Source organism: Kaistia algarum, from assembly GCF_026343945.1.
GTDB classification, from domain to species: Bacteria; Pseudomonadota; Alphaproteobacteria; order Rhizobiales; family Kaistiaceae; genus Kaistia; species Kaistia algarum.
This window is the reverse complement of record NZ_JAPKNJ010000001.1, coordinates 2,679,685-2,693,266: the sequence shown is the minus strand read 5'-3', so window position 1 is coordinate 2,693,266 and position 13,582 is coordinate 2,679,685. Positions and strand designations below refer to the sequence as shown.

The window sequence follows — 13,582 nt, the reverse complement described above, 5'->3', positions numbered from 1 at the left end:
CTCAGCGCGGTCGCTGCGACAAGGCGAACAGGACGATGCCGCTTGTCGTGGCGACATTGAGGGAATCGACGCCCGCAGCCATCGGAATACTGACGCTCCGCGCGCGCGCCAGCAATTCCGCCGGAAGCCCTGGCCCCTCGGCACCCAGCAAAACAGCCGTTCGCGGCGCGCCGACGCCGGCGGCGAGGGCCTCCCGTCCCGCCGGGCTAAGCGCCAGCAGCTCATAAGAGAAGCCGCGCAGCAAATCGACGATGTCGTCGCCCGGCACGAGCCTCGCGAAGGGAAGCGTCAGCGTCGTCCCGACCGAAACGCGGATCGCCTTGCGGTAGAACGGATCGCAACAATCGGCGTCGAGCAGGATGCCGGCCGCGCCGAAGGCGGCCGCATTGCGGAAGATGCCGCCGAGATTGTCGTGATTGGCGATCCCCGAGAGGACCAGCACAACGCGCGGCCCCGCCGGAACGAGCAGTTCGGCCGGGGCGAGCGGCGGTCCGCGTTCGCCGGCCGCCAGGATGCCGCGATGCAGAGGAAAGCCGGCAATACCGTCTAGAACCTCGCGCGACGCGACATAGAGCGGCACCGCATCGCTGAGCCGGTCAAGCAAAGGCGAGAGCGCAGCCAGCCGCCGTTCATCGATCAACACCATCTTCGGCCGGTGCCGACCGGACGCAAGCAGCGTACGCAGCACCACTTCGCCCTCGGCGATGAAGAGGCCCTGCCTGCCAACAATGTCGCGCTCGCGGATATCGCGAAAGAGGGCGATGCGCGGATCCGCTGGATCGGTGATCGAGATGGGCGTTGGCAAGAGCATATCTTCAGGCGATGCGAAGGACGGCTCGCGGCAGCAAACCGTGACATCGCCTGGAGATAGAGCATCCCGTCACATCGGGAAAGCGACCGGCCCTAAGGATCGAGCTCGGTATCCCAGTAGAGATAATCGAGCCAGCTCTCATGCAGATAGTTCGGCGGGAAGGCCCTGCCATTATTGTGCAGGTCGACCACCGAGGGCTGGAACGGCATCTGGTGTGGCCACATGCCGATATCGTGCGGATGAGCGCTGCCCTTGCGCAGATTGCAGGGCGAGCAGGCAGCGACCACGTTTTCCCATGTCGTCTGGCCGCCACGGGCGCGGGGAATGACATGATCGAAGGTGAGTTCGTCGCGCGAACCGCAATATTGGCATTGGAAGCGATCGCGCAGGAAGACGTTGAACCGGGTAAAGGCCGGATTGCGCGACGGCTTCACATAGTTCTTGAGCGACACGACGCTGGGCAGGCGCATCTGGAACGATGGGCTGCGGATCGCGACGTCATATTCGGAAACGATGTTCACGCGATCGAGGAAGACCGCCTTGATCGTGTCCTGCCAGGACCAGAGCGAAAGAGGGTAATAGCTCAATGGCCGGTAGTCGGCATTGAGCACGAGGGCCGGATGGGCGCCGGCAGAAACGGCTATCGTCAAGACTGGCTACCTCTCCTCTTGAGTCGAGCAGATCCAGACGCGTTCAATTAATCTATAGGCTGTGTGTCATCCTTGTGAAGCGGGGCGTGCGTTGCTGTCGCAGGCGCGATGCTCAGCTGGCTTCGGTTGCGAACGCCCGTTGCAGAAAACGCGCACCCAGGGTTAGCCCGGCAGGGTCAATCCCATGCGAAAGTCCCGGCCGCTCCACGGTCTCGACGCTGAAGCCGGCGCCGCGCAGCGCTGCGGCGGCCACCGCCATGTCCGCGACAGGAATGACATCGTCTTGCGTGCCATGGACGAGAAGTACCGGCGGACGGCTGATGGTCTCGGCGGCGAGCCGCTCCGGACCTTCCATCCGGCCGGAATAGCCGAGGATCGCGGCCATCGGCTTCTGGCGGCGCGGGCCGACCTGCAGCGCCATCATGGTTCCCTGGCTGAAGCCGACCAGCGCCAGATCGGCGTCGACAAGCCCGTGGCGTGTGAGCTCTGCGTCGAGGAAAGCGTCGAGCAGCGGCGCCGCCGCCGCCACGCCGAGGCGATATTCATGCGGATCGCGCACCGTCAGGCGGAACCATTGATAGCGCGTAGGGTCCCAGTCGCACGGATCGGGCGCGTTGGGGGCGACGAAGGCGGCATCGGGAAAGACCGGCTGGAAAGCGCGGCCGATGTCGATCAGGTCATTGCCGTCGGCCCCGACGCCATGAAGAAGAACGACGAGCTTGCGGGGCTTCTCTCCCGATAGTGGCGCGAGCCGCGGACCGTCGAGCATGCGTGCCCTCCTCTTGGAAACATCGAATCGGCACTATGCTAGAAGGCAGGAGATCGCCCCGCCAACCCCATCCGCCGCTTACTCCCATGCGCATCTTCCGCTTCGCCCCGAGCCCGAACGGGCCGCTGCATCTCGGCCATGCTTTATCGGCCTGCCTCAATGCCGATCTCGCCGACGCGGCCGGCGGACGTTTCCTGCTGCGCATGGAAGACATCGACTTGGCGCGCTGCCGGCCGGAATTTGAGCGCGCGATCTCGGCGGACCTCCATTGGCTAGGCCTTTCCTGGGAGGAGCCGGTGCGGCGGCAATCGGAGCATCTCGATGATTATCGCGCCGCTCTCGATCGGCTGGACACGATGGGGCTCGTCTATCCCTCGTTTCTGACCCGCGCCGAAATCCGCGAGCGGACCACCGATCCAGCCTGGCCGCGCGGTCCCGATGGCGCCCCGCTCTACCCGGGCGACGACCGCGACCTCTCGCCGGCTGAAGCGCTGGGCCGGATCGAGGCCGGCGAACCCTATGCGCTGCGGCTGCGCATGGCCGAAGCGCTTCGGCGAGGCGGTCCCCTCACCTTCTTCGAAACCGGTGCCGGCCCTTCCGGCGAGACCGGTCGGATTGAGGCAAGGCCGGAACGCTGGGGCGATGTTATCCTCGCCCGCAAGGAGATCCCCACCAGCTATCATCTCTCCGTGGTGGTCGATGATGCACTGCAGGGCGTCACCGACGTGGTTCGCGGCGAGGATCTATTTCACGCAACCGCGGTGCACCGGTTGCTGCAGGTCCTGCTCGGCCTGCCGGAACCGACCTATCGCCATCACGCGCTGATCTACGACGCGCCGGGACGCAAGCTCTCCAAATCCGACGGCGATACGGGCCTTGCCGAACTGCGCGAGGCGGGCATCAGTCCCGGCGATATCCGACGCCGCATCGGTCTCTTGCGGCCCTAGCCGACGCCGAGCACGTAGAGCCACACGGTGATGGTGAAGAGGCTCAGGATCGTCGAGAGCGAAACGGCGCTCGCCGCTGCGGCGACGCCGGCCTTGTAGTGGCCGGCCAGCAGGTAGGCGTTGACGCCGCAGGGCATGGCCGCGAACACCACGGCGACCCCGGCCCAGACCGGCGGCATCGGCAGGATTTGCGTCAGGCCCAGCACGATCATCGGATGCACGATCAGCTTCAGCGCGCTGATGACCAGAGAAGGGCCGACATCGCCGGCAAAACCGTAGCGACGCAGCGCCAGCCCCATCGAAATAAGGGCGCATGGCACGGACGAAGCGGCGACCATGTCGATGACCTGCGCGGCGACGCCGCTCGCATGGATCCCAAAAATCTGGCCGATCGCGCCGGCATAGATGCCGATGAGGATGGGGTTGCGGGCGAGCGCCTTGGCGAGGCGAAGGAGCGAAGCGCGCGAGACGCCCTGCTCAGCCCCTTCGGCCATGACGGTCGCCGCCGTCGTCATGATCGGCAGATGGATCGCGATCAAGAGGAACAGCGGCACGGCGCCCGCCTCCCCGAACGCCTTCAGGATGATCGGCACGCCGACAAAGACGGTATTCGCCTGCCCGCTAGCAAAGCCCTGCATCACCGCTTCGAGATGATTGCGTCCGAAGATCCGTCGCGCCGCCAGGAAGCCGAGCCCGAAGACGAGGAAGGCGCCGGCAAAATAAGCGATCCAATAGCCCCAGGGCTGACCACCCGCGGGCATCTTCGCTTCCGAAAGCGTCTTGTAGATGAGAACGGGGACGGCAATGCCGAAGACATATTCCGACAGCCCATCGGCAGCCCGCTCGCTGAGCCGCTTCGTCCATCCCGCGACATAGCCGACGCCCATCAGGCCGAAGATCGGCAGCACGATGAAGGCAATATCGGCAAGCCGCCCCATCATGACGGAACGCCAAGCGGCAGGTTGCGGCGGAACAAGGAGGGAAGCATGGTCCGCCTCGGATTAGGGAAGCCGAACACTAGGGTCGGCGGAAGACCCGGTCAATCAACGGCACGGCGCCTACGCATCGACGATGAGTTCGGTGACAGAAGCGGCGATCGGGTACCCGATAGCATCGGGCTTCTCCACGGTCATCGATCACCAAGAGGGAATGTCAGCCCCACGCGCAGGCGCTTCACATCCAGCCGGGTCGGGTTTCTGAGCATCAGGTCCAGCGCCACATGGGCTCGCCCAGCAGAAGGCTGTCAGATCCGGCAACAGGGCCGCTCCAATGCAGAATAGTCATCATGCCGGTGGCCGACGGGATGCTCCGGAAACATTCGCTTGGGAGCCCGTGTCGCTCGCGCATGGCAGACGGCGTATCGACGGATACGCAAGGTGGAGAGAGAAGCATAGGCCATTGAAAACGCGGCTGAGATTGGCCCTCTTGCTATCTAGAAACGCGTTCCTTGGTGCTGTATAGGAGCTGCGAACCAACCTCGGGCGTTCTGCACGCAGGGGCTCGGCACCGTGCGGGTGTGGTGGAACTGGTAGACGCGCCGGACTCAAAATCCGGTTCCGAAAGGAGTGTCGGTTCGATTCCGACCACCCGCACCATCATCTCTGAGTGGACGCCGCTGGGACGCACGAGACAGGGTCGCGGATCAGGATTGATCCGACATCGAGCGCCTCATTCCCCGGTTGCGCTCATCTCGGGAACAACGGTGAGGGTAGGCTTCGGCTTGAGGCCTTTGGTGTGTTCGACGGTTGCGTCCTAGATCGCTCGGGTTCACCCAGCATCCTGCAGAATGCCGCCTGACCATCTGTCGTCAGCCAGGCTGCCGTTCGTGCCGGATGACATTGCGGATGGCGAAGCTCGACTGGATTCGGGCAACGCCCGGCAGGCGCGACAGCACGTCGGTGTGGATGCGCTCATAGTCGGCCATGTTCTTGGCCTCAACCCGCAGGAAATAGTCCGTCGTTCCGGTCATCAGATAGCATTCCCGCACTTCGACGGCCCGCCGCACAGCTGCCTCGAAATGTCTCATGACCGGCTCGGTCTGCCGGTCGAGCGAGATCTGCACGATGACGATGGACGCATCGTCCGGGCCGGGATCGTCGATGATCGCCGTGTAGCCGCGAATCGTGCCGCTCGTCTCCAGTGTGTGGAGGCGGCGGAGGCATGCCGAGGGGGATAGTCCGACGGCCTCGGCAAGCTTGGAATTGCTGATGCGCCCGTCCTGACGCAGCAGCTGAAGCATCCGTCGGTCGATCGAATCGAGGGCCATGCCATTTTCTTTTGTTGAGCGCCATATTATTGCGCCAAGAGCCAAAGATCGCAATCTTCTGCGCCAAACATGCGAGAATTTCGAATGGTGTTGCGCTTATCGTTTCCTGTCCCCACAGGAGCTCCCGATGAGCGCGTTGACCGCCCTTTCCGCGATCCATCATTCCCCGGTAGAACGCATCAGCGGCCCGGTACTGCATATCGATCTCGACGCGATCGCGCAGAACCATAGAGCGCTCCGCCGGCTGGCTCCGGCCGCGACCATTGCCGCCGTCGTCAAGGCTGATGCCTATGGCATCGGCGCCGAACCGGTGGCGCGGCGCCTGTTGGAGGAGGATTGCGGTCTCTTTTTCGTCGCGACATTCGGTGAAGCCGTCGCGCTTCGCCGCGTCCTTGGCAGCACGCCGGAAATCCTGATCCTGAACGGTGTTGCGCCGGCAGATATCGCCGCCTGTCATGCACTTCGCCTGACGCCCGTGCTTAACAGTCTGGTCCAAGCCAAAGCCTGGGCAGCGGCAGGCGCGCAAGGCCGACGGAAGGCGGTGCTGCAGGTCGATACCGGCATGTCGCGCCTCGGCCTCTCGGTGGCCGAACAGGCCCAGCTTATCGCGACGCCCGGATTGCGGGAGCAACTGGACCTTGGCCTGATCATGAGCCATCTGGCCATCGCGGACGAACCCGACCATCCAGGCAATGTCGCGCAATGGCAGGCCTTCCAGTCAGCGCGCCAGCGCTTCCCTAGCGTGCCGGCCTCGCTGGCCAATTCCGCCGGGCTATTTCTCGGCCCGGACTATCACTTCGATCTCTGCCGGCCGGGCGCGGCGCTCTATGGCATCGAGTCCGGCCCACGCATGACGGGGATCCGGCCCGTGATGCGCCTGACGGCGCCAGTGATCCAGATCCGCACGATCGAGCGCGATACGGCGGTCGGCTATGGCTATTCCTTTCGGGCATCCCGCATGATGCGGCTCGCGACGGTCGGCGTCGGCTATGCCGATGGCTGGCCGAGACGCTTTGCCGAGAGCGGCGCAGCCTATTTCGGCGACAGGCGCCTGCCGATCGTCGGGCGCGTCTCCATGGACAGTTTCTCGGTCGATGTCTCGGCGCTGCCGGGCGAGGCGCTCAAGGAAGGTGACCGGTTGGAGCTCATCGGACCGCATCAAAGCGCCGACGATGTCGCCCGCGCCGCAGGGACGATCGGCTACGAAATCCTGACCAGCTTCGGCAAGCGTCATCACAAGATCTATAGTGGGTGGTCCCTTTCATGAAAGTCATCGTGCTCGGCGCTGGCGTCATCGGCGTCACGACGGCCTACTACCTCGCCAAGGCGGGCCATGAGGTCGAGGTGATCGACCGCCAAGCCGGTCCGGCGCTGGAGACCAGCTTTGCCAATGCCGGCCAGGTCTCGCCAGGCTATGCATCGCCCTGGGCCGCGTCCGGCATTCCGCAGAAGGCCGTCAAATGGCTGATGATGAAGCATCCGCCGCTTATCCTGCGCCCGCAGGCGGATCCGGCTATGCTCGACTGGCTGGTGCGCATGCTCGCCAATTGCACGGCGCCCCGCTATGAGATCAACAAGGCCCGCATGGTCCGGGTGGCCGAATATAGCCGCGACGTGCTGAAAGCGCTCCGCGCCGATACGGGCATCGCCTATGATGAACGCACCGGCGGCACGCTGCAGCTCTTCCGCGAACAGAAGCAGGTCGAGGCCGCCGCCAAGGACATTGCCGTCCTCAAGCAATACGGCGTCGGCTATGAGGTGCTGGATCGCCAAGGCTGCCTTCGCGTAGAGCCCGGCCTTGCGGGATCGGCAGCGACGATCGCGGGCGGGCTTCGCCTTCCCGGCGATGAGACCGGCGATTGCCAGATGTTCACGACGCAGCTCGCCGCGATGGCCGAGGCGCTCGGCGTGACCTTCCGGATGGGCACGACGATCCATGGTCTCCGCGTCGAGGGCGGACAGGTTGCCAGCGTCCAGACGAGCGCCGGGACGATCCGCGGCGATCGCTATGTCCTGGCCATGGGCAGCTTCTCGCCGATCCTCGGGCGGACCGTCGGGCTTCGCCTGCCCATCTATCCGGTCAAGGGCTATTCGATCACGGCGCCGGTCGTTGCCGACGCCAAGGCGCCGGTCTCGACCGTCCTCGACGAAAGCTACAAGATCGCGATCACCCGGCTGGGAGATCGCATCCGCGTCGGCGGCATGGCCGAAATCTCGGGCTACAACAACAATCTCTCGCCGAAGCGGCGCGATACGCTGGCCTTCTGCGTCAACGATTTGTTCCCAGACGCAGGCGACACGGACAAGGCCAGTTTCTGGACCGGCCTGCGGCCCATGACACCGGACGGGACGCCGATCCTCGGCCAAACCAAGCTCGGCAATCTCACCATCAATTCCGGCCATGGAACCCTTGGCTGGACCATGGCCTGCGGCTCGGCCCGTGTGGTCGCCGACCTGATCTCCGGCACAAAGCCCGACATCGACATCCGCGATCTCGGTCCCGAGCGGTATGCCTGAACGATGGGGACCTGTTGATTGGAGCGAGCGGGACAGTTGCGGGCCGCCCCGCGAAGCTCGTCTCGCCTTATGGAGCGAAATACCTTCCGTCGACGACCAGCGATGTGCCGGTCATGTAGCTGGACTCGTCGTCGGCCAGGAGCAGCGACACATAGGCAATCGCCTTGGGTTGGTCGGCCCGCTTGTACAGACTGCCCTCGATCAGGGCCCTAGGACCAGATCACGCGGCCGGAAAATCCAATAGCCGACGATCCAAGTTAGCCAGCAGCTCAGGTCCTCCTTCGGCAGCACATGGGCTGGTAACATCAGGGCAAGGGTCGGTTGGGGGTGCCGACCGGCGCCCCCATTTAGGCATCATCGACCCGTTCAGGAATGCTCCTCGCGAGGGATCCGGAACCAGGCCACATAGAGGGCGGGGAGGAAGAGGAGCGTCAGCACCGTACCGACCACGATCCCGCCCATCATGGCATAAGCCATCGGCCCCCAGAACACCTCCCGCGAAATCGGGACCAGGGCGAGGGTCGCCGCGGCCGCAGTGAGCAAAATGGGCCGCATGCGATTCTCGGTCGCCTCCACGACGGCGCGCCATGGCGGCATCCCGTCGCTTCGCAGTTTCTCGATCTGCACGACCAGAATGACCGAGTTTCGTATCAGGATGCCGATGAGGGCGAGCACGCCGAGGATCGCCACGAAGCCCATCGGGGCATTGCTGAGGAGCAGAGCTGCGACCACGCCGATCAAGGCGAGCGGTGCTACGGCAAACACCAGGAAGAGCCGGCTGAAGCTCTGCAACTGGATCATCAGGATCGTTGCCATGGCGAGCAGCATGAGCGGCGCGACCGCGACGATGGGACCCTGGGATTCGGCGCTGGACTCGACGGAGCCGCCGATTTCGACCTTGTAGCCAATGGGCAGAGCGCTTTCGAACTTCGCCACCTCCGGCTTCAATTGTTCCACGATCGTGGCCGGCTGCGTCGAACCGACGACCGCGGCTTTGATCGTGATAGTCGGGATCCTGTGCCTGCGGCCGATCAGCGGCTGCTCGAGTTCGTAGCGGAACTGGGCAATCGCAGAGAGCGGCACGGATTTTCCGCCCGAGCTGGGGAGCTGAAGGTTGCGGAGGGTCTCGATCGAGCCCCGCTCGGAATCCTGCGCCCTGCCCAGCACATCGATCAGATAGATCGAATCGCGGACCTTGGTCACCGACGATCCCTCGACGATCCCATTGAGACCCGAGGCGATATCCTGAGACGAGATCCCGAGCTGGCGCGCCTTGTCCTGCAGTACGTCCACCTTCACGACCCGCATCGGTTCGCTCCAGTCGAAAGTCAGGTTGCTCAGCAGCGGATCGCGGTTGACGATGCCGCCGAGCTGCAGTGCCAGTTCGCGCACCTTCTGGATGTCGGGCCCGCTGACACGATACTGCACAGGCTTGCCGACAGGCGGTCCGATATCCAGCAGCTTCACGAAGGCATCTGTACCTGGGAAGGTCTTGAGCAGATAGGCTTGGAGGTCGGCGCGAAGACGGTTCCTGGCGTCCAGGTCCTTCGAGACGATGACGATCTGCCCAAACCACGGCGCTGGCGACTGAACGTCGTAGGATAGGATGAAGCGCGGCGCGCCCTCCCCCACATAGGTCGACCAATGATCAATGTCGGGATTGCCGGCAAGCTTCTCATGCTCGAACTGCGCCATCTGCCGGTTCGTCTCGGCGATGGTGCTGTTGTTCGGCATGTTCCAGTCGATGATGAGCTCAGTGCGGTCCGAGGACGGGAAGAACTGCTGCTGCACATGGCCAAGACCAACGACAGACACCATGAAGGCAGCGATGGTCGCCGCGATGGTGATCCAGCGCCAGCGCATCGCGAGGTGGAGCAGCCAGGAGAAGGCCTTCGCGACCCGTCCCTTCTTCTCATGCGTCGACTTCATCGTCGCCGGCAGGATCGTCACGCCGAGCAAGGGCGTGAACAGAACCGCCACGACCCAGGAGACGATTAGAGAAACGCCGATCACGACGAAGAGGGTGAACGTAAATTCGCCCGCCGCGCTGTTGTTGAGGCCGATCGGGATGAAGCCGGCGACCGTCACGAGCGTTCCGGTCAGCATCGGGAATGCGGTCGACGTGTACACATAGGTTGCGGCGGAGCGGAGATTGTCGCCGGCCTCCAGCCGCGACACCATCATCTCGACCGCGATCATCGCGTCGTCGACGAGCAGACCGAGGGCGATGATGAGCGCGCCGAGCGAGATGCGCTGGAGCGAAATTCCCGAATATTCCATGTAGAAGAAGGTGATCGCCAGAACGAGCGGAATGGAGATCGCGACGACCATTCCGGCGCGCATGCCGAGGCTGATGAAGCTGATCGCGAGGACGATGATAATCGCCTCGAACAGCGCCTTGGTGAAGCCGGACACCGCCTCGTCGACCACGGCCGGCTGATCGGAGACGCGCTCGACATCGACACCGACGGGCAGATCAGCAACGACCCGTTTCAACTGGGCATCGAGTTGCTCACCGAAGGTCAAGAGGTTGGCGCCAGTCTTCATGCCGATGGCGAGGCCGATCGCCGGCTCGCCCTTGAAGCGGAACAGAGAGGACGGCGGATCGACATAGCCGCGTTTGATGGTCGCGATATCAGTCAACGGGAAGAAGCGGTCATTGATCCGCAGGTTGATCGTCTTGAGACTATCCTCCGACGTGAACTGGCCGCTGACGCGAAGCGCGATCCGCTCGGGTCCCGCTTCGACGATGCCGGACTGCGTCACGGCATTCTGCGCCTGAAGCGTGTTGATGATGGTCTGCTGGTCGATGCCGAGCGCCGCGATCTTGCGCGTCGAGATTTCGAGATAGATCACCTCGTCCTGGGCGCCGATGATGTCGATCTTGCCGACATTCGGAACGGTTAGCAGCTTGGCCCGCGCATCCTCGACGAGGTCGCGGAGCTGGCGCCGAGACAGCCCGTCGGAGGTGAAGGCATAGATGTTGCCGAAGACGTCGCCGAACGTGTCGTTGAAGAACGGGCCCACGACGCCGCTCGGGAAGTCCCCCTTGATGTCGTTGACCATGTTGCGGACGCGGACCCAATTCTCCGTGACGTCCTTCGCCTTTGTCGACGACAAGAGCTCGACGAAGATCGTCGTCTTGCCGGCGATGGTCTCGCTGCGGGTGTAGTCGAGGGATCCGAGTTCCTCGAGCTTCTTCTCAATCCGGTTGGTGACCTGCTTGGTTATTTCCTCAGCGGAAGCGCCCGGCCATTGGGCGCTTATCACCATCGTCTTGATGGTGAAAGCAGGATCCTCCTCCCGCCCGAGATTGATATAGGAGAACGCTCCGGCCACAATGAAGATGATCATGAAGTACCAGACGAGCGAACGGTGGCTGAGCGCCCATTCGGAGAGGTTGAAGGACTTCAATTGGTCATCTCCTGGTCCAAGCGGATAGCCTGGCCTTCTTCGAGTTTATTCACGCCCGCAACGACGACGCGGTCGCCAGGCTTGACGCCGTCCACCACGGTGACGGTACCGCCGGGCACCGGGTAGAGATCGAGAACGACAGGTCGGGAAGAGACGGTCTTCGTCGCTGGGTCGATGATCCAGACCGAAGTCTTGGAGCCTTCTGTCTTGATGGCGGAAGCCGGGATCTGGATGGTGGTGCCGTCCTTTCCTGCCGCAGTCGCGGAGATGACCGAGCCGAGCCTCAACGCTTCGGGGGGATCGACGAGCGTCAATTTCGTGCGACGGGTTCGCGTGGCCTCGTCGGCTTCGGGCGCAATCTCACGCACGATCGCCTTGGCGTGGATACCCGGGGCGAGCTGCAGCGAAGCATCGAAGACCGTGCCCTGCCGCACCTGATCGGCAAGGGCCTCGGGAACGTCGATCACCGCGTCTCGCGCCTGCGGATCAGCCACGGTGACGACGCTCTGCCCCGCCGCCACGACCTGCCCGACTTCAGCCGAGGTTGCGGTGACCACGCCGTCAAACTCTGCCAGGAGGCGCGAATAGCCGAGTTGTTCGTTCGCCTTGTCGAGATTAGCCTGCGATTTGGCCACTGCCGCCTCGGACGTCTTGCGGTCCGCTTCGGCCGATTCGAATGTAGCCTGCGTGGCGGACTGCCTTTGATAGAGCGCCTTCTGCCGGTCTTCGTTGCCGACGGCATTGGAAAGCTGCGCTTGGCTGTTGGCGAGGTCCGATTGGGCGCTGCGCACCGCAAGCTCAAGCGCCAGCGGATCGATCGCAGCGAGGACGTCGCCCTTCTTGACCAAATCGCCGATCTGGACATTGCGGGCGACGATCCGCCCGAGAATGCGGAAGCCGAACTCGGTCTCGACGCGCGCCTCCACCGTCCCAGGAAACGTCAACCGCGGCGCCGGCTCCGCCTTGGCGACGATGGAGAGGACGGGACGGGGCTCGGACGCCGCCGGCTCCTGCTTCTGGCAGGCCGCGAGCAGCGTGACAGCCAGGAGAAGCATGGCGAGAGTGAGTGCGTTCTTCACTTGGCGGCTCCATCAAACGCCACGATTTCCCCGGCGCTCAGGAACTTAGAACCCGAGGCGACGACGATCTCTCCGGGCTTCACACCGGAGCGCACGGCAAATTTTCCGCGTCCATAATTCATGACCTCGACCGGACGGATCGACACCGCATTCGTCTTCGGATCCACCACCCAGACGGCCGGCTGCCCCGCATCCGACGTCATGGACGACCAGGGCAGCTCGATCATGTTCATCGGCTTGTAGTGTCCGATCGCGATGACCGGACTGCCGAGCCTGACATCGGGGTCACCTTCCAATCCGAGCTTGATCCGGACCGTGCCGGTGCTCTTGTCTATCGTCGGCGAGACCTCGCGCACTTTCGCCTTCATGGCGGCGCCGCCCGCGATCGGACGTACCTCGACCTCGTTGTCGAGTTCGCGGCCAAGCAGGACTGTCTCGTCCGCGCTGAGGACGGCGTCGCGGGGGCCGTCATGCGCGAGCGTGAACACGAGTTGAGCCGCCTGCGCCACCTGCCCAACCTCGACGCTGCGGGCCGTAATCACGCCATCGGCATCCGCCTGGAGGTCGGCCTGGTCGAGGGCATCGCGGGCTGTGTCAACCGCGGCCTGGGCGGATTCGACGGTCGCCGTCGCCCTGAGCAAGGTTTCCTTGGCCGAATCCAGCGCTGCGCGGGTCGAGAAGCTGGCCTTGAACAGGCTGTCCTGGCGATCAAAGGCCCGCTGCGCCTGCGTCTGCTGCGCCTCTGCAGAAAGCAGGCTGGCCATCGCGACCTGCAGATCGGCCGTCTGTTCCTGGTTGTCGATCCGCGCGAGGACCTGCCCGGCCTTCACGTGGTCACCGACATCCACCAAACGGTCGGTGATGCGTCCACTGACCCGAAAGGACAGATCGGACTGAACCCGCGCCTTGATCTCGCCGGTTGTCGAAATGGCCTCCGACACCGGCTCGGCCGCTACGACCACCGTTTCTACAAAACGCACCGCGTTAGCAGGCGGATCCTCGCGAGGCGAGCAAGCGGCCAGAGCCGGCAGGAAGAACGCGAACAGTGCGGCTGCAGATGCGCGTCGCATGGTGGGCCTCTTGAACAATGACCCGAATAGATTATTTTTGAATGACTGGTTAGTCAATG

Annotated in this window: 12 protein-coding genes and 1 tRNA gene; 4 read left to right on the top strand and 9 right to left on the bottom strand. The window is 63.9% G+C overall.

Translation table 11 applies throughout. From position 1 onward, the window contains the following. Window position 1: 1 nt before the first annotated feature. The 3 genes from OSH05_RS12915 to OSH05_RS12905 form a co-directional block, all read right to left on the bottom strand. The gene (locus OSH05_RS12915; protein WP_323181441.1) at window positions 2–811 is read right to left on the bottom strand and encodes a TrmH family RNA methyltransferase; all 810 of its coding nucleotides are present in this window, start codon (window positions 809–811) and stop codon (window positions 2–4) included. 92 nt (window positions 812–903) lie between these two features. Further along, window positions 904–1,461, bottom strand: coding sequence for an HNH endonuclease (locus OSH05_RS12910; protein WP_104219748.1), 558 nt, complete (start codon window positions 1,459–1,461; stop codon window positions 904–906). A 112-nt stretch (window positions 1,462–1,573) separates the two neighbouring features. Next, a complete protein-coding gene (locus OSH05_RS12905; RefSeq protein ID WP_104219747.1) occupies window positions 1,574–2,230 on the bottom strand; it encodes an alpha/beta hydrolase in 657 nt (218 codons plus the stop codon). 86 nt (window positions 2,231–2,316) lie between these two features. On the opposite strand from OSH05_RS12905, the gene gluQRS reads away from it, so the two are divergent. Further along, window positions 2,317–3,177, top strand: coding sequence for a tRNA glutamyl-Q(34) synthetase GluQRS (gluQRS, locus tag OSH05_RS12900; RefSeq protein WP_104219746.1), 861 nt, complete (start codon window positions 2,317–2,319; stop codon window positions 3,175–3,177). On the opposite strand, the gene OSH05_RS12895 is transcribed toward gluQRS, so the two are convergent. Beyond that, window positions 3,174–4,118 carry an AEC family transporter gene (locus tag OSH05_RS12895; protein ID WP_104219745.1) on the bottom strand — a complete coding sequence of 315 codons (945 nt, stop codon included), beginning with the start codon at window positions 4,116–4,118 and terminating at the stop codon, window positions 3,174–3,176. The genes gluQRS and OSH05_RS12895 overlap by 4 nt on opposite strands. A gap of 569 nt (window positions 4,119–4,687) precedes the next feature. On the opposite strand from OSH05_RS12895, the gene OSH05_RS12890 reads away from it, so the two are divergent. Continuing rightward, a tRNA-Leu gene (locus OSH05_RS12890) sits at window positions 4,688–4,772 on the top strand. 212 nt (window positions 4,773–4,984) lie between these two features. Here the strand turns inward: OSH05_RS12890 and OSH05_RS12885 are convergent. Beyond that, window positions 4,985–5,443: an Lrp/AsnC family transcriptional regulator gene (locus tag OSH05_RS12885; protein ID WP_104219744.1), complete on the bottom strand. Its 459-nt coding sequence runs from the start codon at window positions 5,441–5,443 to the stop codon at window positions 4,985–4,987. A gap of 127 nt (window positions 5,444–5,570) precedes the next feature. Here OSH05_RS12885 and alr point away from each other — a divergent pair, with 127 nt between their 5' ends. Together alr and OSH05_RS12875 are read left to right on the top strand one after the other, a co-directional pair. Next, window positions 5,571–6,710, top strand: a complete 1,140-nt coding sequence (gene alr / locus OSH05_RS12880) for an alanine racemase (RefSeq protein WP_104219743.1) — start codon at window positions 5,571–5,573, stop codon at window positions 6,708–6,710. Continuing rightward, window positions 6,707–7,960, top strand: coding sequence for a D-amino acid dehydrogenase (locus OSH05_RS12875; protein ID WP_104219742.1), 1,254 nt, complete (start codon window positions 6,707–6,709; stop codon window positions 7,958–7,960). Before alr ends, OSH05_RS12875 begins: the two co-directional genes overlap by 4 nt. Before the next feature lie 67 nt (window positions 7,961–8,027). On the opposite strand, the gene OSH05_RS25205 is transcribed toward OSH05_RS12875, so the two are convergent. The 4 genes from OSH05_RS25205 to OSH05_RS12860 all read right to left on the bottom strand — a co-directional run bounded on the left by OSH05_RS25205 (window position 8,028) and on the right by OSH05_RS12860 (window position 13,523). Further along, window positions 8,028–8,150, bottom strand: a complete 123-nt coding sequence (locus OSH05_RS25205) for a hypothetical protein (protein WP_407660391.1) — start codon at window positions 8,148–8,150, stop codon at window positions 8,028–8,030. Between the two features lie 176 nt (window positions 8,151–8,326). Further along, window positions 8,327–11,374: an efflux RND transporter permease subunit gene (locus OSH05_RS12870; RefSeq protein WP_104219741.1), complete on the bottom strand. Its 3,048-nt coding sequence runs from the start codon at window positions 11,372–11,374 to the stop codon at window positions 8,327–8,329. Next, a complete protein-coding gene (locus OSH05_RS12865) occupies window positions 11,371–12,453 on the bottom strand; it encodes an efflux RND transporter periplasmic adaptor subunit (protein WP_407660369.1) in 1,083 nt (360 codons plus the stop codon). Before OSH05_RS12865 ends, OSH05_RS12870 begins: the two co-directional genes overlap by 4 nt. After that, window positions 12,450–13,523 (bottom strand): efflux RND transporter periplasmic adaptor subunit, encoded by a 1,074-nt coding sequence (locus OSH05_RS12860; protein WP_104219740.1) that lies wholly within the window; start codon window positions 13,521–13,523, stop codon window positions 12,450–12,452. Before OSH05_RS12860 ends, OSH05_RS12865 begins: the two co-directional genes overlap by 4 nt. Window positions 13,524–13,582: the final 59 nt, after the last annotated feature.